The organism is Pseudomonas fluorescens, from assembly GCF_001902145.1.
Taxonomy (GTDB): Bacteria; Pseudomonadota; Gammaproteobacteria; order Pseudomonadales; family Pseudomonadaceae; genus Aquipseudomonas; species Aquipseudomonas fluorescens_BV.
Genome location: NZ_MRST01000024.1, coordinates 549,727 through 568,193 on the forward strand (window position 1 = coordinate 549,727; position 18,467 = coordinate 568,193).

14 protein-coding genes are annotated in these 18,467 nt (G+C 60.4%); 2 read left to right on the forward strand and 12 right to left on the reverse strand.

Features of this window, described 5'->3' with window-relative positions:
- Positions 1-243 precede the first annotated feature (243 nt).
- The gene (urtA, locus tag BUE92_RS16385; protein WP_073524950.1) at positions 244-1,509 is read right to left on the reverse strand and encodes an urea ABC transporter substrate-binding protein; all 1,266 of its coding nucleotides are present in this window, start codon (positions 1,507-1,509) and stop codon (positions 244-246) included.
- Between the two features lie 417 nt (positions 1,510-1,926).
- Between urtA and BUE92_RS16390 the strand changes: the two genes are divergently transcribed.
- Positions 1,927-7,836: a DUF4329 domain-containing protein gene (locus BUE92_RS16390; protein ID WP_073524951.1), complete on the forward strand. Its 5,910-nt coding sequence runs from the start codon at positions 1,927-1,929 to the stop codon at positions 7,834-7,836.
- A gap of 107 nt (positions 7,837-7,943) precedes the next feature.
- On the opposite strand, the gene BUE92_RS16395 is transcribed toward BUE92_RS16390, so the two are convergent.
- From BUE92_RS16395 to BUE92_RS16435, 9 genes are all read right to left on the reverse strand, one after another.
- Entirely contained in the window at positions 7,944-9,320 is a 1,377-nt protein-coding gene (locus BUE92_RS16395; protein WP_073524952.1) for a PepSY-associated TM helix domain-containing protein, read from the reverse strand.
- Between the two features lie 159 nt (positions 9,321-9,479).
- Positions 9,480-11,540 carry a TonB-dependent copper receptor gene (locus BUE92_RS16400; protein ID WP_073524953.1) on the reverse strand — a complete coding sequence of 687 codons (2,061 nt, stop codon included), beginning with the start codon at positions 11,538-11,540 and terminating at the stop codon, positions 9,480-9,482.
- A 93-nt stretch (positions 11,541-11,633) separates the two neighbouring features.
- Positions 11,634-12,032, reverse strand: a complete 399-nt coding sequence (locus BUE92_RS16405) for a DUF2946 domain-containing protein (protein WP_073524954.1) — start codon at positions 12,030-12,032, stop codon at positions 11,634-11,636.
- A 10-nt stretch (positions 12,033-12,042) separates the two neighbouring features.
- A complete protein-coding gene (locus BUE92_RS16410; protein ID WP_073524956.1) occupies positions 12,043-12,525 on the reverse strand; it encodes a copper chaperone PCu(A)C in 483 nt (160 codons plus the stop codon).
- Between the two features lie 47 nt (positions 12,526-12,572).
- Positions 12,573-12,965 carry a DUF2946 domain-containing protein gene (locus tag BUE92_RS16415; RefSeq protein WP_073524957.1) on the reverse strand — a complete coding sequence of 131 codons (393 nt, stop codon included), beginning with the start codon at positions 12,963-12,965 and terminating at the stop codon, positions 12,573-12,575.
- A gap of 96 nt (positions 12,966-13,061) precedes the next feature.
- A complete protein-coding gene (locus BUE92_RS16420) occupies positions 13,062-13,349 on the reverse strand; it encodes an addiction module antidote protein (RefSeq protein ID WP_073524958.1) in 288 nt (95 codons plus the stop codon).
- 27 nt (positions 13,350-13,376) lie between these two features.
- On the reverse strand, positions 13,377-13,859 hold the full coding sequence (locus tag BUE92_RS16425; RefSeq protein ID WP_073524959.1) for a DUF6392 family protein: 483 nt from the start codon (positions 13,857-13,859) through the stop codon (positions 13,377-13,379).
- Between the two features lies 1 nt (position 13,860).
- A complete protein-coding gene (locus BUE92_RS16430; RefSeq protein ID WP_073524960.1) occupies positions 13,861-15,324 on the reverse strand; it encodes an S-type pyocin domain-containing protein in 1,464 nt (487 codons plus the stop codon).
- Positions 15,321-15,701: a PAAR domain-containing protein gene (locus tag BUE92_RS16435; protein ID WP_073524961.1), complete on the reverse strand. Its 381-nt coding sequence runs from the start codon at positions 15,699-15,701 to the stop codon at positions 15,321-15,323. The genes BUE92_RS16430 and BUE92_RS16435 overlap by 4 nt, the downstream gene beginning before the upstream one ends.
- Positions 15,702-16,144: 443 nt before the next feature.
- Between BUE92_RS16435 and BUE92_RS16440 the strand changes: the two genes are divergently transcribed.
- Positions 16,145-16,396, forward strand: a complete 252-nt coding sequence (locus BUE92_RS16440; RefSeq protein ID WP_073524962.1) for a DUF6124 family protein — start codon at positions 16,145-16,147, stop codon at positions 16,394-16,396.
- Between the two features lie 119 nt (positions 16,397-16,515).
- Here BUE92_RS16440 and BUE92_RS16445 read toward each other — a convergent pair whose 3' ends face one another.
- On the reverse strand, positions 16,516-17,235 hold the full coding sequence (locus tag BUE92_RS16445) for a cobalt-precorrin-6A reductase (RefSeq protein ID WP_073524963.1): 720 nt from the start codon (positions 17,233-17,235) through the stop codon (positions 16,516-16,518).
- The gene (gene cbiE / locus BUE92_RS16450; RefSeq protein WP_073524966.1) at positions 17,232-18,437 is read right to left on the reverse strand and encodes a precorrin-6y C5,15-methyltransferase (decarboxylating) subunit CbiE; all 1,206 of its coding nucleotides are present in this window, start codon (positions 18,435-18,437) and stop codon (positions 17,232-17,234) included. Before cbiE ends, BUE92_RS16445 begins: the two co-directional genes overlap by 4 nt.
- Positions 18,438-18,467 lie beyond the last annotated feature (30 nt).

Consider the following 18,467-nt stretch of genomic DNA (forward strand, 5'->3'; position numbering starts at 1 on the left):
CGGATTGGCGTTGAGGAAGTCTTCGGCGTCGCTGGCGTGTGCGGCCAGGGGCAGCAACAGCAACAGCAGCAGGGCGAGGATGAGGCGGTGGAGGGCAGTGGGCATAGCAAAATGTCCTGATCATGCGCGGTCAAACTGTGGGAGCGGGCTTGCTCGCGAATGCGGTATGTCAGTCAAAACATTTTTTGCTGATCCATCGCATTCGCGAGCAAGCCCGCTCCCACATTTGATCTGTGGGGGGCTTTAGTTGCTCTTCACGGCATAGTCCGGCTTTTTGTCATTGCCCGGAATGTAGGGGCTCCACGGTTGCGCACGAATCGGCGCTTGGGTCTGCCACACCACCGAGAACTGCCCGTCGGCCTGGATCTCACCGATCATCACCGGCTTGTGCAGGTGGTGGTTGGTCTTGTCCATGGTCAGGGTGAAGCCTGACGGTGCGGCGAAGGTCTGGCCGCCCAGGGCTTCACGCACTTTGTCGACGTCGGTGGACTTGGCTTTCTCCGCCGCCTGCGCCCACATATGGATGCCCACATAGGTGGCTTCCATCGGGTCGTTGGTCACGGCTTTGTCGGCGCCCGGCAGGTTGTGTTTCTTGGCGTAGGCTTTCCAGTCGGCCACGAACTTCTGGTTCACCGGGTTCTCCACCGACTGGAAGTAGTTCCAGGCCGCGAGGTTGCCCACCAACGGCTTGGTGTCGATGCCGCGCAGTTCTTCTTCACCCACCGAGAACGCCACCACCGGTACGTCGGTGGCTTTCAGGCCCTGGTTGGCCAGTTCCTTGTAGAACGGCACGTTGGAGTCGCCATTCACGGTGGAGACCACCGCCGTCTTGCCACCGGCGGAGAACTTCTTGATGTTGGCGACGATGGTCTGGTAATCGGCGTGGCCGAACGGGGTGTAGACCTCTTCGATGTCTTTATCCGCCACGCCTTTGGAGTGCAGGAACGAGCGCAGGATCTTGTTGGTGGTGCGCGGGTACACGTAGTCGGTGCCGAGCAGGAAGAAGCGTTTGGCGCTGCCGCCTTCTTCGCTCATCAGGTATTCCACCGCCGGGATCGCCTGCTGGTTCGGCGCCGCGCCGGTGTAGAACACGTTGGGCGACATCTCTTCACCTTCGTACTGCACCGGGTAGAACAGCAAGCCGTTGAGTTCTTCAAACACCGGCAATACCGATTTACGCGACACCGAGGTCCAGCAGCCGAATACCACGGCGACCTTGTCCTGGGTCAGCAGTTGCCGGCCTTTCTCGGCGAACAGCGGCCAGTTGGACGCCGGGTCCACCACCACCGGTTCGAGCATCTTGCCGTTCACTCCGCCTTTGGCGTTGATCTCGTCGATGGTCATCAAGGCCATGTCTTTGAGCGAGGTTTCGGAGATCGCCATGGTGCCGGACAACGAGTGCAAGATGCCGACCTTGATGGTCTCGGCGGCCTGGACGGTCCAGGTCAACCCCATGGCTGCAATGGATGCCGACAAAGTGAAAGCCTTGATCAAGCTGCGACGCTGCATGGTGCGATCTCCGTAAACCGATAGTTTTTATGGGTAGATACGCAGGGCTTTGCAAAGGCTGTGCCTGCGGTGCCAACAGCAGGTTTGAATGGGGTTGCCGGGGCTGCTGCACGGCCATGCGCACCAGCTTGGCGCCGCAAAAGGCGGCGGGTGCGCGGCGCGCCTCAAAAAGGGGCGTAGAAGCAATATGCAGCGCAAGCGGCGCGCGGTGATGTTCCTGCGTGGGGCTCCCGCTCAGGCACGTGGAGGCCGCCCGGATGGCCGCCCTGTTGTCGAGAATGAGCCGTACTGTGCCGTACGCGAGGGTGTTCCCGTTGGCATACCTATTTGGCACCTCCAATCGCCCGTTACTGCCGACTATGAGTGCGGCGGTTGCCAATTCCTGGCGCCGCGGTATATGCACATAGCGGTGATGAAATGGAGAGATTCAAGCGTGGCTGGTTTGGGGCAGACCCCAAGCCAGCGGTGGAGTTACCCCCGGTTGGGCCGGGGTTTGTCAGCATGGACGATGCAGCCCGTTACGCCCATGAGCAGGTGGGTGACAGACGGGATCAGGAGTACGGTGGGGTGATTATGCAGAGCCTGGCCGATGAACTTTTTTATCCGACCGAGCCGATTGAGGGCGGTGAGAATTTTTTTGATGTTGGCACGGTTCTGAACGAGGACAGTAATAAGCAGCTACTTCATCCCGACGGCTATCGGTGTGTGGCGGAATATCACTCACACCCGGATTTTTTCACCCAGTACAAGAGCAACAATCCGGAGCTCTCCGACCGACAGATCAAAGCACTGAACAGTTTTTATTCCTTTGACGACCTGATGGGCAACATCCTGAACCCGGAGTTTTTCAGTGCCTTCTATGTATCCGGCGCTGACGGTGCGTTGTTCAAACACGTTCTTACCCGTTCGGATGCAGAGCGACGTTTCGCTTTGTGGATAAAGAACAAAGAACCGTTCGGCAAACCCGATGGCTATGACGGCGTGGTGGAGAATCTCTTCAAGAAGGTCGCCAGCGTCAGCCGGCTGTCGATCGTTGTTTCCAACGCCCTCTGGGGAGGGTCTACCGGCGAGGTACCCGCGAACTGGAAACCCTACTCACCCTTTGTGCCCAAACAACGCGAGCTGCCGCCTTGCGGGCCGGTGCAAGCCAATCTCACTGGCGCGATCAAACACGCCCAGGCGCGCCTGGTAGCCAAGCCGGGCGCGATCCAGCAAGTGTTTGTGCTCAAGCATGACGACAAACACCAGTACGTGGTGACTGAGCCGTCGGGCTCGGTTGGCGATCAGTTGTCCGTGCAAGCGGCATTTCCCACGGATGCGGACGGCAAGCATCGCCTGCCCGCGCACTTTCATCTGAACGCCGTTTACCTGGGCAAGGGCGGCTACGCGGCACTGGCGAAGACCAGACAGCCGTGGTTGTACCGCAATTTCTTCTCGCCGCCGGAACTGGCCCAGCACCTTTATCACGGCCGGTTGGTACCTGATTTGCTCAAGCAAGCCGGGTTGTCGATATTCCTGGGGGCCGAAGATGGCGCGCTGTTGCGCTATACCTGCTCCTTTTCTGCGGCCGAAGCCGAGCTGTATCGGGTCGAGCCAGATGGGAAGATTATAGATAACGCGATCGACTCGGCCTTGATCGATGGCAGCCTTAAACCGAGTGATTTTGTGCTGCGCCTGGCAGTGGCGGGCCGTTTGGATGTAATCACGGCCAGTCAGTTGGGCAAGGGCAGCAAAGTGTGGGACAAGACCGGCACGGTGGGTGCTGACTGGCGCCCCTTTGCGAGCATTACCCTGCCGACGTTGAGCCCGGCCTTTATCACCGCCGACGATGCGGCCCGTTGGGCGCATGAGCGGATCGGCCGGCGTCGCGAAGTTGAATATGGCGGAGTCATTCTCAAGCGGGGCAATTATTACCATGCCACGACGCCCATACCGGATCTGCGTAACAGTTTCGATCACAAGCGCTTGTTGGCCAGAGACAGTGAAGGGCATTTCATCGCCCCCGATGGCTATGCTGCCGAAGCGTTCTATCACTCCCATCCTGCCGACGCTGCACAAATCCAGAGCCATTTTCCGTCCTTTACGGCGGATCAAGTGCTGCTGTTCAACAACTTTTATTCCGATTTCGATCAACTCTTCAGCATCCAGAACCGAGCGTTTGCCAAGACTCATTATTTCTCCGGGCCTGACGATGTACTGCTCAAATATGTCAGCAGCGGGTCGGCGATTGAAAGCAAACTGGCGCAAATAATCCGTGGCGAGCCGGGGGAGACCAGCCCTGACTTTGAGTTTCCGGTCCGCAGGTTGGCCGAGGCCGGCGAGCTGTGGGTGTTGATTGCGCACCCTGTATGGGGCGGCGTTCGCGGGCGTATCACCAAGCAATGGCGGTTACGCACACCCGCCACCAGCGTCGAGCAACAACCCTTTTTCACCCAGGTATTCCCAAGCCCGGACCTTGCCGTATTACGTGGGCTGCTGCCTCACGGCACTGCGGACGAAAGCGGCCGGGTAGGTTTTGTACTCAAGCACACCCGTGAAGATGCGTACGTGGCGACGTTGGCGCAAGCCAAACGTGAGCCGCTGTTCTCTGCGGCGGATGTATTTCCCAAACGCCCAGACGGCAAAGTGCGTTTGCCCTCTCAGTATCGCCTTGAAGCCATTTACTTCAGCAGTTGGTATGAGAACGGCGATGTCACGGCCAAGGAAACCTGGCTGGCCAGCACGTTTTTCACCCCGGCGCAGATTGTGGCGGCGACTCGCCAGGCCCGGGCGACCCTGGATATCCAGGAGCGCAGCCGAGGACTGTCCCTGTACATGCAGGCCTCGGATGCCGCCCTGCTCAAGTTTCAGGTGCCCGAGGCCACGGCGGATACGCCATTGGTCAGGCAGACCGGCACCGGTGAGCTGGACGACAACGGCGCTCAGGCGGCCATGGTTGCCGGTACGCTGAGCCCGCGTGACTATGTGCGCAGGGTGATCGCGGCGACCGATCTGACGGTGGTCCAGGCCGGCGGCCTGTGGCGCAATGTGGGCCTGCTGGAAAACCGCACGGAGCTGCTCAGTCCGTTATACAAGGCGGTATTGAGCCAGCCGTTTATCTCGGCGCGGGATGCGGCGGTGTATGCCCATGAGCGTATCGGCAATCGTCGCGATCGCTATTATGGCGGCTACGTACTCAAGGGTGAGGATGGTCGTTTTGTCATCACCGAACCCATGCGCAGTGCAGCCAACCCGTTTGCCTTCACGTTGTTTTTTCCTCTCGACAACCGCGGGCCGCTGATTCCGCCGGAACCCTATGTGCTGGTCGGGCGTTATGGCTCCCATCCCGAACTGTCCACGGTAGACCCGGCGCCACTGCAGCGGCGCGGTTGGACTCTGGATGAGTCGTTGATCAACCAGCAAGCGTTTTCACCCGATGAAATGCACTCGATCATCCCGGCCGGGCGCGTGGCTTATCTTTCTGCTGCCGCCAATTGCCTGTTGGAGTACACCCCGAACAAGTCTTCCCACGAACAGGTGCTGCTGGCCAATATCGGCCCTCTGGCTGGAGACAACAGCCTCCAGAACCGTCTCGATAACGGCCAGGTCAAACCGGCTGATTGGGTCAGGCGACTGGCCGAGGCGGGAGAGTTCAAAATTATCCAAGGCAACCCTCTGTGGGGGCCGCGCTCGGTGGTCTACAACGACTGGACGCCTCGTTACAGCTATGCGCCCAGATCCGGCCCGCTGGACTACGCGACCCACGGGGCGGTGTTCGGGACTGCCGATGAGGCTGCCCGTAACCTGCATGCACGGGTGCATGGGCGCAACTTCGATGAGCAGGCCTGCTTTGCGGTTATTCTCAAGCACAGGGATAAGGCGCAATACATCGCAAGTGAGGTGGCGGGTGCTACCTATCGCGATCAGCTCTTCAAGCTCAACAGCCTGTATGAGCTGGCGGCCGAGCGCGAGTACCGGCTGCCTGATGGCTTTATCCTGCACGGGCTGTTCCGCTCGCAGCAATGGTCCCCAGCAGGCTTGAACACCTCCACCGCCTGGTTGACGCAATTTTTCGTTACCCCGGATGTGTTGTTCATTGCGCTCGCAGAAGCCAGGCGCAGCGGCGTGACCGATATGCCGCTTTACTTTTCCACCCTTGATGGCGCGCTGCTGCGCTACGTGCCCTTTGCGATGGATGTTAAGCCAGGAGGGCCGACCGACAGGTTGTTGATCCAGGAGCAGGAGCAACTGAACAGCGGTTTGAAGGCTCCCAAGGATTTCGTTCGGGACTGGTCGCTCAAGGGCAAGCTGAGTGTGGTGAGTACCAGCCAATGCTGGGATAAACCAGGCTTTGTCGGCCCGACCTGGACCGGTTACGCCACCTTGATGCCCCGGCGCCTGAGCCCCGCCTTCGCCGACCCCGATGAAGCCGCCCGCCACGCCGCAGCGTTGATGCACAACGGCTATCGTCGCGCTTATGGCGGGGTGATCCTCAAGCTGGTCAATGGCTTGTTCGCCGCGACTGAACCTCTGGCATTGCCGCCGCAAGGCTTTGCGTTGCACTGGATTTACCCGGACAAGGCGGTCGAGGTGGGGCTGTATCCGGGCGGCAGCACGATTGTTGCGCGCTATCGGTCTGTGGTGGACGAGGAGGTACCGCTGTTGCTGGCAGCCACCCAGAGGGCCATTTACAAAACCATGCTACCCAGCGGCGTGCTCTCGAATCTGCTGCACCGTGAGGCGCATATCAAGTTGGAATACGTGTTTGGCCTCAATGGCTCGGTTCTCAGTTATGCCCTGTCGGACTCCGCCGAGGAAGAGCAGCTCAAGGAGCGTTTGGCCCCCTTGAATGCGGTCAAGGGCGATTACAGTGACAATAGCGTCGAGCAGGCGATGCGCAGCGGTGTGCTCTCGCCGCAGGACTTTGTGACGCAAGTGGCGAAAGCGGGCACCTTGCGGGTAGTGAAGGGTGACGCGTTATGGGGACCGTCCAGGCCCATAACGTTGGAGTTTCTGGCCAATGTACCGGAACCGGCCGACAATTTTATCCGCGAAGTATTTGCCGACTCGCCCTGCAGCCCGATCTTTAGCCGAGCGCTGGATGCTGTTCGGTACGTCCAGCGTTTGTCGACGACGGGAGCCGAGGTGGCCTTCGGTTATGTGCTCAAATCGCTGAAAAAACCGCTGTACATGGCGACGCTGCCCCTGGTCAGGAGAAACTTTTCCGATCTGCGACAAATATTTATCAATGGCGTGTTGCCCCAGGGCTATGTGCTCGAAGGTTTTTATCTGAGTGCCAGCAATGTCCCCATCGCCCCGGACAGTGATGAAATGGCGCACAACTTTTTCCCGCCTTCCTGCATTGCTGATGCATTGAGCTTCATTACCAGCCCACGCAACGGCGGCATTCTGCCGTTGTACCTGTTATGCCGCGATGGTGCGTTGCTCTCCTATTCTTTCCCCAGGACATCGCCCCTGTACAACTGGACGAGCCGGGCACATCTGGACCGCGCGCAATTGCTCGAAGGCACGCTCAAGGTGCGTGACTATGTGCGCCGCCTGGCTGCAGCGGGCGGGCTTTACATCACATCTACCAGCCAGGTGTGGGGACGCAGTGAGCGGGTCACCGCGCAATGGGTACCCGGCAGGCAAGCCCATGAATTTGCGGATAACCCGCACTTTCATTCGTTCTGCGGGCCGCTGTTTCTGTACCCCGATGATGCGGCCCGCTATGCCCAAGGCCTGCTGGCTCCGTTTGAAAGCAAGCAATACCTGGGCGCTCTGCTGACGCCTGAACAAACCCCGGGCTATGTGGCGCTCGATCCGGTGGAGGATCGTGGCACGGGTACGCAAAGCACATTGGAACTGTTGTTCTGGAAGGATCACGCCGGGTTTGATCTGCCGCGTGATCATGCGCTGAGTCGCTATAAAATTGCCGCCGTCCAGGCGTTTTACAAAGCCATACCATCGACCACCAGCCATGAGGGGGTCGACACGCAACTGTTGGCCAACTTTGCTGCCAAGGATGATCTGAGCGCCTACCTTGCCGTGATCAAAAGCAATACCCCTGACGCCAAGAGCCTTTACCTGGCCTGCCGGGGCGGTGCGCTGCTCAAGTACGTGCCCTCCTTCACGGCCGCTGAAAGCACCTTGCTCGGGCCAGGGGCCGCGCCGGACCCCAGCGTGCTGGCCCGCCAGTTGAGCGCGCACGGCAGTCTGTCGGTTGTGGTCGCCGACGCCTTCTGGATGCGTGAGGGCCTGCTGGGCGATGGTTGGAAAGTCAGCGAGGTACAGGCTGCGCCGCAAGTCGAGGAGTTCTGGTACTCGCGGGATAAGGATGAACTCTGACCTCGGTGCTTGCGCGACAAGCCGATAAGCAACACCCGGCCAGATAGCACGGTTGCTGTCGGGCGTGCTTGAGATGCCTTGAATCACAAGCACGCCTGCTCTAATGATCAACCTTGCGATTGCGTTGCCCTATTGCCACGCCAGAAGGACCATGCCCCATCCAGCAGCCCGACCAGAATCAGCGAGGCTCCCACCAGCGGAAAGGCGAGCGCCAGCCCGAGCATGATGACCATTGCGGTTTTCCACTTCGGCAGGTCATGACGCAACGGTGGAACCCCCAGCCCACCTTGTGGCCGGCGCTTCCACCAGATCACCACGCCACTTACTGCGCTGAGCAGGATCATCAGGCAGATCACCAGAACGATCAGCTGGTTGACCCAGCCGAACATCTTGCCCTCGTGCAGCATCACGCCGGTCTCGGTGGCACGTGCGACGGTGTTGTAGTGTTGCCAGCGCACATCGGCGAGGACCTTGCCGGTGTACTGGTCCACGTGCAGGGTGGCGTCGTTGCGCGGGTCGTTGGCGAACACGGCGACGGTGAACACACCGGTGGCGGTGGTGGGGAAGGTAATGCTGTAGCCGGGCTCGACCTTGCGCGCGTTCGCCAGGTCGACCACCTGCTGCAGGCGCACGGTGGGTGCGGCCGGGCCTGCCTGCATCGCACCGTGGTTCATGTGCTCGGCGTGGTCGCCGGACATTGGCATCGGTGTGTTTTCCAGGGCCCAGGGCACGGTTTGCTGGGTGGCCGTATTGAGCACACGGGCCTGCTGGTCGGACTGCGGCACGTTGTTCCACATCGCCGCCGGGAAGGTGTTCCACAGGTCGGCGTATTGCTTGCCCCAGAAGCCGGTCCAGGTCATGCCGCTGAGCAGCATTACCAACAGGAACGCCGCGCCCCAGAACCCGGCGACAGCGTGCAGGTCACGCCAGAGCACCCGGCCACGGGTATTGAAGCGAGGCCACAGAACGCCTGCCGATGACTTGCCGCGCGGCCACCACAGGTACAGGCCGGACACCACCAGCATCACGGCCCAACCGGCGGCGAGTTCTATCAGGCGATCCCCCGTGGTGCCGATCATCAGTTCACCGTGCAGCGCACGGGCGATGGCCTGCAGGTTGTACTTCGCGTCCTGTTCGCCGAGTAGGGTGCCGCGATACGGGTCGACGAACACCGTCACTTCGCGGCCATCGTTGTGCAGCACGAATTGCGCGCTGCTGGTGGCATCGGCAGGCGGCAGGTATTTGCTGATGGCGGCCTGGGGGTAGGCGGCCTGGGCGCGCTGCAGTTGCTCATCGGCAGTCAGTGCGTGTTCCGCGGCGGACACCTTGAGCAGGTTGCCGTACATCAGCGGGTCGAGCTGGGGTTTGAACAGGTAGATAATGCCGGTGAGGGCCAGCAGCACCATGAAGGGGGCGACGAAGAGCCCGGCGTAGAAGTGCCAGCGCCAGGCCAGGTTGTAGAAGGAGATTTTTTGAGTACTCATCAGGGGCTCCGCAAGGCTTGTTATCGATTCCGGTTGTGAACGCCAAGAACTGTAGGAGCGGGCTTGCCCGCAAAAAAACCGAAAGCGCCGCGGTAAACCAGAAACGCTGCGTTATCGTTGACGTTTTTCGCGAGCAAGCTCGCTCCTACAGGGCTCTGTTTAGAAGCTCATGTCCACCTTGGTCCAGAGCGTACGCCCCGGCTCCTTGATGGCTTGCGGGTCGTTCGCCGGGTAACCGAAGCCTGCGTTACCGGCCAGATTCAGATGCTCGGCGTAAGCCTTGCCAAACAAATTGTCGACCCCGGTGCTGACCTTGAAGTTCTTATTGATGCGGTACGCCGCGTTCAGCGAGAACACGCCAAAGCCGCCACTCTTGTCGTAGTCCTTGCCGACCACGTTGCCTTTGTTGGGGTCGATGCGGTGTTGCGCCGCGACCACGCGCCACAAGGCCCCAGCGCTCCAATCGTCTTCGCTGTAGGTCAGGCCCAGGCGTGCATCCAGCGGTGGCATTTGTGGCAGGGCCTTGCCGTCGCTGCTGTTCTTGCCCCAGGCATAGGCGAGGCTGGCGTCGGCTTTCCAGTTGCGGGTCAGCTTGTACGCCGCGCCCAGTTCACCGCCCATGATGCGCGCGTCCACATTGCGCGCCTGGGAGGTGGTGCCCATCCTGCCGGGCCTATAGTCAAACAGGATGAAGTCGCGCACCTGGCCGATATAACCCGAGGCCCAGGCTTCAAGGTCGGCGGTTTTGTATTGCGCGCCGACATCCAGCTGGGTGGTCTTCTCGGGCTTCACGCCGTCGAACGCATTGACCGAGCCGCCCGCACCGGTGTTGGGGGAGAACAGTTCCCAGTAATCCGGGAAGCGTTCAGCGTGACCCAGGCCCGCATAGACGGTAGTAGGCGTGTCCGCCAGGTCGTGCTCGTAGCGCACAAAGCCCGAGGGCAACGTATCGGCGCGGGTATCGCCGGCGGTCGGGTTCGGACGCGACATCATTCCCGAGCCCGTGCGTTGACGGAAATCCTTGGCCGAGGCGCGGTCCAGGCGGGCGCCGGTGATCAGGCGATCGTTGTCGGCGGCGTACCAGGTCAGTTCGCCAAATACGCCGTAATTGTGGAAGTTGGCGTCCTTGTTGCGCGGCAGGTCCTTGTAGGTGTCGATGCCCATGCTGCTGCGCGCACGGTGTTCATTGGTCTGTGCATCCAGGCCGCTGATCAATTGCACATCGGCCCAGCGCCAGGTCGCCTTGATGCGTGCGCCGAGGGTGCGACGGTCGACGTTGGACGCCATGGGCCCCGCCATCATGCCAGTGCCCGAAGGGACGCGCAGGCTGTAGTTGTCCATCACATGGTCGGCGTAGTTGTAGTAGACCTGGGCCTCGACCTTGTCCAGCACCTCGCCGATGTTGGACTTTTCGAAACGCAGCCCCAGGCTTTCGCGCAGGAACTGCGAGCCGTCCATGCCGCGCCCGGCGTAGCGCGCCTCGCCATCACCACGGCCAGCGGTGAGTTCCAGCAGGGTGTCGGCGTCGGGCGTGAAGCCCACAGCCACGTCACCGTTCCACTTGTCATAGCGCGAGGCGACGGTGTCGTTTTTGCCGTCCTTGTAGTCGTCGGCATGGGCCTGGTTGCCGATCACGCGCACGTAGCCCAATGGCCCACCGGCAGCGGCATCGATGACCTTGTCGAAACGCCCGTTGGAGCCGGCCAATACGCTGGCGTTGACCCGCGTGCCCAGCTCGCCGAACTGCTCCGGCTCACGGTCGAACAGGATGGTGCCCGCTGACGCACCCGGGCCCCAAAGCACGGTTTGCGGGCCTTTGATCACGGTGAGCTTGTCGTAGGTCTCCGGCGAGATGTAGGAGGTGGGGGCATCCATCCGCCCAGGACAGGCGCCGAGCATCATGCCGCCGTTGGTGAGGATATTCAGGCGCGAGCCGAACATGCCGCGCAGCACCGGGTCGCCATTGGTGCCGCCGTTGCGCACCAGGGCGAAGCCGGGGATGGTCTTGAGGTAGTCGCCGCCATCGCTGGCGGGCACCGGCTGGCGCGGGTCCTTCGGGTTGGTGATCACGGTCAGCGGCGAGCTGGGGGCGATAGCGGTGATGACGGTGGGGCTCAGCTCATGCTCGTCGGCGTGAGCGTGGGTAGCCATTAGTGCGCCGCATAAGGCGGTGAGCAGGGCAGTACTTCCCAAACGGGTGTCAGCAGAAAACCTGGACATGACAAATTCCATCAATCAATCGTAAACAACACGGCCAGCAGCCTACGGCTGTCTGTCTAAAGTCGGCCGGGGTGAAGTAACGCGGTGAAGGGCTTACGAAACGATGGGCGGCGCGCGGCTGCGGGCGCCGGGGAAGATGCTCTGCCGGGCATGGCCCAGGCGCGTGGCGGGGGTGAGGGTGTTGGCCGGCGGTGGGGTGCCGAGGATTATGTAGGAGACGCTGCCGGGCAGGGCCGGGCAACTGAACAGCAGGCTGCAATAGCCGCATTTTTCCCAGAGAACATGATGTTCGTCGGGGGCTTTGTTGTGCTGCGCAGGTTCACCATGGCAGTTGGGCATGTCCATGGTCATGGACATGCTGGCGTGATGATCCATCGGCATCGCTTGGGAAATCAGCGGACCGATAAAAATCATCAGCATGGCGAACAGGCTGATCCAACTGCCGCGCTTCAGGCGGTAGTGGGGAGACAGCCTGGCGCTAGGGGCGCCCATCGAGGTGGGCTTACTGAGCGTGCATATGCTCGTGGCCAGCTGTCGGTGGCGCTTTGTGTACCGACACTTGCACCTCGACCTTGCCGGCTTTTTCGAAGGTCAGGGTCAGCGGGAATTGCTTGCCGTCGGCCAGCAGGCTGCGGTCTTTGAGGCCCAGCAGCATGACGTGATAGGCCATCGGCGCGAAGGTCAGCTCACCCTTGGCCGGTACGGCAACGCTGGGCACTTGTTGCATCTTCATCAGGTCGCCTTGCATCACATGCTCATGCAACTCGGCTTTCTCGGCGACGCTGGTTTCAACGCCGAGCAGGCGATCCGGGGTAGCCCCGGTGTTATGAATCACAAAGTACGCCGCGACGGTCGGCGCATTCGGTGGCAGTTCCTGAGACCAGGGATCGCTCACCAACAGGTCACCGGCCTTGTAGTCCTCGGCATTGGCAGCACTGAACACCGGCAGCAGCAACGCAGCCAGAAGCAGGGAAGATTTAAGCATGGCAGTTCTCCAGAACGGTTCTAAACGCAGTTCACTTGCGAAAAAACTCAGACCGTCGGAGAGGCGCGGGGGTTAAGGCTTGGCCATTGCTGGCGCGGGGTGGGATTGCGCAATAAGCGCGGTGGCAGGTTCTGCGCCGCTTTGAAGCGCGTCACATACAGCTGCGGCACATGCCCCGGCAGCGCCACCAACGGCGCCGAGCCTGAGCAACACCAGCAGTGCTGCATAGCCGAGTGATCGTCCGGCGGTGCGGGAACTTCCAGCTTGCCCAGGGCAATGGCCTTGAGGCTCGCGCCATTGGACGAACAGAACCCGCCCCAGATCAGACGCTTGACCGGGTCATCAGCCTGCTGCATCGCACTGGCCAACGGCATGGCAAACGCATTGAACAGCACTGCAAGGCAGGCGATCCAGGCAATTGCAAAGCGTTGACGGGCCATGGCGGATAATCCGTAGGGTTAAACGATCAGGCGGGTATTTAGCCTGATCGGGGGGGATAAGTAAAAAGGGCGGGTGTGGTTTGGTGTCGCAGTGGTTCAGACGGCCGTGGCGTGGAGCTTGAGGCCCAGAGCTTTCACGACTTTCATGATAGTCGCGAATTCGGGATTGCCCGTGCTGGAGAGGGCTTTGTACAGACTTTCGCGTCCCAGGCCGGCATCACGGGCTACTTGGGTCATGCCTTGGGCGCGCGCGATATTGTTAAGCGCTGAGCGAATCAGCAATCCGTCACCGGCGTCCTCCTCGAAAGAAGCTTCGAGATACTCCGCCATGTCCTCAGGGGTCGTCAGATGCTCGGCTATATCGAAATCTTTAAATTGAGTCATGGGTCACTCCTTTTTCTGTTAACGCGTTCAATCGCGGCCCATATCAACCAAAGTGAACGCTAAACCACATACGGTTTTATCGGATAAATATTGCACGGCAATCCTTGCGTTTGAGTGGGTTTCCAAGCTGAGTCGATAGGAATCCCATCCACCTGAAGCTCCAATCGGTAACGGTAATTTCACTGGCCCTTTGGACTCGTGTGGCATTCCAAGCGTTTTTCGGATGCTGTCTTGGTTCATTGAGAGGGTGAGGGGTACAGGCAGTTCACCGGAATACTTGGGCTCGCCTTGTGCCAGTGAAATCAGGCAAAAAACGATTCGCTCCAATCTCATGGTTTCGGCCCAAAACCAAAGCTCAACGCCTGGCTCTGGTTTATGAATGAAATGGGAGTTTTGACCGTTTTCAAATAATGGTTTTATTGACCCGGCACGAAGTAAGCCCTCGGCAACAAAATCATCGTAGGTGCGTCCCAAGCGTTTTACCAAGCGATCAATGTTTACTGCTTCCATCCTAGTACCACCCCTGGTTTTCGTTGACCTTATGCATTCGGGTGCGTGCCATCTCGAGATCAGACTCAGCGAAGCCATGATCCAGGAGGTATGGCTTGATAGCATCAAAATTGCTGTCTGCCGCCTGACGAAGATCGTCGGCGTCTAACGTCTGCTTTTTCTCCGTGTTTCGCCAACCGTAAGTCTCACTAAACTTTTGATGGATGTAAGACGGAATAGCAATGCTCGCAGCATTATTTAACGCTTCCTTGAGCTGCTTCTCTGTAAAGCTTATTGCATAGCGTTCGAGATGACGTCTTATCGCTGCCTGCGAGGGTATGTGATCCACGTGCAACCCGTTGCGCAGTCGTCCACTGAACGCACCATAAATATCAACCTCCAACGGCCTGACCGCCGGCTTGGCAAACACCAAATACAACGGCGGCACACCCGAATCAGCCGGAAACGAAATGATCGTATCCTGCCAGGTGATGTTTTCTGCATCCCGCCCTGGATAGTGACTGATCGCCGAATCTTGCCCCACCGCAATCGGATGAACAAACACGTTATCCAAGCGTTCCGGTGTTCCGGGATACGGGCTCGGCACGCTGACAACCGGCCCATGGTTCGGCGTCCATGTGATGCTGATGCCATCCAGCACCGCCACCATCGCGCTTTTGTCCACATTCCACCGGGCTTGTGCAACCGGCACACGGTCAGCGCCACTGCCAGGTTGGGTATGTAGGCCATAAACACGCAGTTCACCGGACTCATCCTGGCGAAACTGGAAACGCACTCGCGTGCTGGCCAAACGCATCCCCTCCAACTGCTCCGGGGTGTACAGCGTTGAGTCACCGATATCCCGTGGCCAGAATGCCAGCAGCACGAGGTTGAGGGCGGAGCTGGTGCCGGCCAAGCCTCGTACAGCCCAGGCACCGAGGTCGCTGCCGAGTGTGCCGGCTACCCTGCCGACGGCGCCCGTGCTACCGGTTGAAGCCATGAGGGCGGTGGTACCGAAGTTTTTGGCGTTTTCCGGAGCGGTGCCCGCAGCTGTAGAACCGGCCGGTACCGAAACGCAGGACTTGGCGAAAACGCAGGCATCAGCGGCACGATTCGACGCAACGGGCGCGGCATAATTCGCAGGGGGCGAGGCGGATGCAGTCGGCCTCATTACAATCGGGGTGACACGTTGAGGTTGGGGACCGAACTCCTGAGATTTGGAACTCTGATTGGCAATCAACTCCGGCGGCGGATCGCATTTGCAGATGCACAGATCACCCTCCAGTGCCGCTTGCTTGCCGTTCCACTCTTCGTGCAAATGAGGGCCGGTAAGCGCGATGAAGCCTTCAGTGCCGCAAGCCGGACAAGCGACCCGGTCACCCTCCCTCGAGATCATTTCGCCGTTGAAACTGGTGCCCTCACAACCGCTGGTTACCTTGCCACCCACCGTGGTGGTTGAACCGGTGGTGATGTTGTAGCGCCTCACATCTGGCTCTCCACGCGATATCCAGGCTTTAGAAGGCCAGGAATACCCTCGCCGTCCGCGTACTCCACCACCTGAGCCAGGTTTTGCAGGCTGCTCGTCACGGTGTCGCCGTTGTCGGTAGCGCTGCCGACAATGGCGATGGGCAGACCTTTGTAGGTGGCTGCGAAACCTGCTCCCGAGACAATTTCGCTCTCTTTGCCATCGGGGTAGCGCACTCGGTCGCCGACGCACGCGATGCGCAAGTCATGGATCTCGAGGCTGGTGCTTGCAGTGATAATTTCTCCGCCCATACGTGTTCTCGAGCCGAGCGTCGCATAGTCGTAGATGGCTTTGATTGGGCGAGTTGATGGTTGGCTTTCAGTAGCGGTGTCTTTCATGTTTCGTCCTTTTTATTATCCGCACAGGAGGGCCCAAACACAGTCGTGGCACTGACTTATGCAAAGGGGATGGCGCGCAAATGGCGCAAGAAAGATGGTGCTGGCAGGCGCAAAGCCGAACAACTGTCCGTTCGGCTAGGTATTGGGAAAAACAGAAACGTCTTACAAGGCTTTGAGGTTGCCCCTAGGACACTCGATCTCTAGTCTCCTTACACCGCTGCAAACGCAGCGGTCGGGCGTCGCGGCCCGGACTGATCAAGCATTGCCTCCTTTCAGTTGACGCTTTTTTATCGTCTACTGTGCGGCGTTATGGTGGCTGTGCGCGGGATACCTTCGGGTATGCCGGTTTCCTTGATCTCCGGTCCGCGAACCTGCGCACAGCTGCCACTCCCATCGCATCGCGGCGATCAGTGGCGGCTCCACTTAGATTAAGGAACTTCACAATGATCAAGCACACCCCAAATCCCCCCATCCGGCTATTTACCGTGGCCGATGGAATCAGCACTGAAGATCTGTTGGTCAACCTCAGCGAAACACTCGCCTCGGCCAATGCGCTGAGTTGCGACCTGGCCTTTGATCTGGAAGGCCCTAAACGAGAGGAGTTGCTGGGTGTTGCACAGTTGATCGAGCTGGCGCAGTTGCTGGCTGATCGGGTGCACAGTGGTGTCGGGCTGGGGACCGCCGCAAGCCGCTAGCAACACAGTACAAATGTGGGAGCGGGCTTGCTCGCGAAAGCGGTGTGACAGTCGCTGGCTGTTTTGGCCGACCCACTGCCTTCGCGAGCAAGCCCGCTCCCACATTGGATAGGTGGTGTTTAGAAAAGGGTGATTGCCTGTAGCAACGCTGGCACTGCCGTAAATTCTCGATCCACCGCAGCCAACACCGGCCGCTTCAACACCAACACCGGCACCCCCCGCTCACGCGCCACTTCCAGCTTCGGCTCGGTGGCGGTGCTGCCGCTGTTCTTGCTGATCAGCACATCAATCCGCCGTTCTTCGAACAACGCCCGCTCGTCCTCGATGAGGAACGGCCCGCGTGCGCCGATCACTTCACAGCGCTTGTTGCCCGGGTACACATCCAGCGCGCGCAAGGTCCAGAACTGCTCGGCGGGGATTTCGTCGAGGTGCTGCAAGGGTTCGCGCCCCAAGGTGAACAGAGGGCGTTTGAAGGGTTTGAGCGCTTCGACCAGTTCGGCCCAGTCGGCGACCTCTCGCCAATCATCCCCCGGCTGTGGCTGCCACGCCGGGCGTCGCAATGCCCAGCAAGGTACGCCGGATTCCCTTGCAGCCTCGGCCGCGTTGCGGCTGATCTGCGCCGCATACGGGTGCGTGGCATCGAGGATCAGGCTGATGCGTTCGTTACGTACAAACTGTGCCAGGCCTTCACTACCGCCGTAGCCCCCGACCCGCACCTGGCAGGTGAGGTCGGTGGGTACGCGGCCCACGCCGGCCAGGCTGTAGATGTGTTCCGGCCCCAAGGTGCGGGCGATGGCCAGCGCTTCCGTGACGCCGCCCAGTAAAAGAATCCTTTTCATAACGGTTTGATCACTTCCAGCAACGTGATCGGCAGCGCCTGGCGCCAGGTATCGAACTCGCCCAAGGGCTGCGCCTGGGCCACATGGATGCGGGTCAGTTCGCCGCCATGCTCGGCGCGCCAGTTCATCAAGGTCATTTCGCTTTGCAGGGTCACGGCATTGGCAACTAGCCGACCACCGGGGCGCAGGTGTTGCCAGCAGGTGTCGAGCACGCCGTCGCGGGTGACGCCGCCGCCGATAAAGATGGCGTCCGGCGTTTCCAGGCCGGTTAACGCCTCCGGCGCCTTGCCGCGAATCAATTGCAGGCCGGGCACGCCGAGGGCGTCGCGGTTGTGTTCGATCAGGCCCTGGCGGCCGATGTCGGCTTCGATCGCCAAGGCGCGACAGCTGGGATGGGTGCGCATCCATTCAATACCGATGGAGCCGCTGCCCGCGCCCACGTCCCACAGCAGTTCGCCGGGCATCGGTGCGAGGCGGGCGAGGGTCATGGCGCGCACATCGCGCTTGGTCAGTTGGCCGTCGTGTTTGAAGGCCCAGTCGGGCAAACCTGCAAGACGCGACAGACGCGGTGCGTTCGTATCCGCCAGGCAGTCGATGGCGACCAGGTTCAAATCGGCAACCGTAATGTGCTCCCACGCTTGCGTGTGCCCATCGATACGCCGCTCAGCCGTGCCGCCCAGGTGTTCAAACACACTTATCCGGCTGGGGCCAAAACCGCGCTCGGCTAACAACGCAGCAATCAAGGCGGGACTGCTGCCGTCATTGCTCAATACCAACAAGCGCACGCCACTGGCCAAATGCGCGTTGATTGCCGCCAATGGCCGCGCCACCACTGACAATGTCACCACCTCCTGCAACGGCCAGCCCAAGCGCGCCGCCGCCAGGGATACCGACGAGGGCGCGGGCAAAATCGACAACTCCTCAGCCGCCACTTGCCGGGCCAGGCTGGCGCCGACGCCATAGAACATCGGGTCGCCACTGGCCAATACGCACACAGGCTCCCCACTCCGCGACAACACCGGCTCCAGTGAAAACGGGCTCGGCCACAGCTGGCGCTCGCCACCAATACACTGGGGCAGCAGGTCCAACTGGCGCTGAGCACCTATAATCCGCGTGGCGCGCAGCAAGGCATGCCGAGCATTCCTGCCCAGACCCTTGAAGCCGTCTTCACCGATGCCTACAACCGTCAGCCAGGGCGACATATCAACTCCTTGAGCGACATCCGACGGGCA

What these genes read in the sequence shown, in the direction of transcription:
- urtA (WP_073524950.1), bottom strand. Translation starts at nt 1,509, where the DNA reads ATGCAGCGTCGCAGCTTGATCAAGGCTTTCACTTTGTCGGCATCCATT.
- BUE92_RS16390 (WP_073524951.1), top strand. Translation starts at nt 1,927, where the DNA reads ATGGAGAGATTCAAGCGTGGCTGGTTTGGGGCAGACCCCAAGCCAGCG.
- BUE92_RS16395 (WP_073524952.1), bottom strand. Translation starts at nt 9,320, where the DNA reads ATGAGTACTCAAAAAATCTCCTTCTACAACCTGGCCTGGCGCTGGCAC.
- BUE92_RS16400 (WP_073524953.1), bottom strand. Translation starts at nt 11,540, where the DNA reads ATGTCCAGGTTTTCTGCTGACACCCGTTTGGGAAGTACTGCCCTGCTC.
- BUE92_RS16405 (WP_073524954.1), bottom strand. Translation starts at nt 12,032, where the DNA reads ATGGGCGCCCCTAGCGCCAGGCTGTCTCCCCACTACCGCCTGAAGCGC.
- BUE92_RS16410 (WP_073524956.1), bottom strand. Translation starts at nt 12,525, where the DNA reads ATGCTTAAATCTTCCCTGCTTCTGGCTGCGTTGCTGCTGCCGGTGTTC.
- BUE92_RS16415 (WP_073524957.1), bottom strand. Translation starts at nt 12,965, where the DNA reads ATGGCCCGTCAACGCTTTGCAATTGCCTGGATCGCCTGCCTTGCAGTG.
- BUE92_RS16420 (WP_073524958.1), bottom strand. Translation starts at nt 13,349, where the DNA reads ATGACTCAATTTAAAGATTTCGATATAGCCGAGCATCTGACGACCCCT.
- BUE92_RS16425 (WP_073524959.1), bottom strand. Translation starts at nt 13,859, where the DNA reads ATGGAAGCAGTAAACATTGATCGCTTGGTAAAACGCTTGGGACGCACC.
- BUE92_RS16435 (WP_073524961.1), bottom strand. Translation starts at nt 15,701, where the DNA reads ATGAAAGACACCGCTACTGAAAGCCAACCATCAACTCGCCCAATCAAA.
- BUE92_RS16440 (WP_073524962.1), top strand. Translation starts at nt 16,145, where the DNA reads ATGATCAAGCACACCCCAAATCCCCCCATCCGGCTATTTACCGTGGCC.
- BUE92_RS16445 (WP_073524963.1), bottom strand. Translation starts at nt 17,235, where the DNA reads ATGAAAAGGATTCTTTTACTGGGCGGCGTCACGGAAGCGCTGGCCATC.
- cbiE (WP_073524966.1), bottom strand. Translation starts at nt 18,437, where the DNA reads ATGTCGCCCTGGCTGACGGTTGTAGGCATCGGTGAAGACGGCTTCAAG.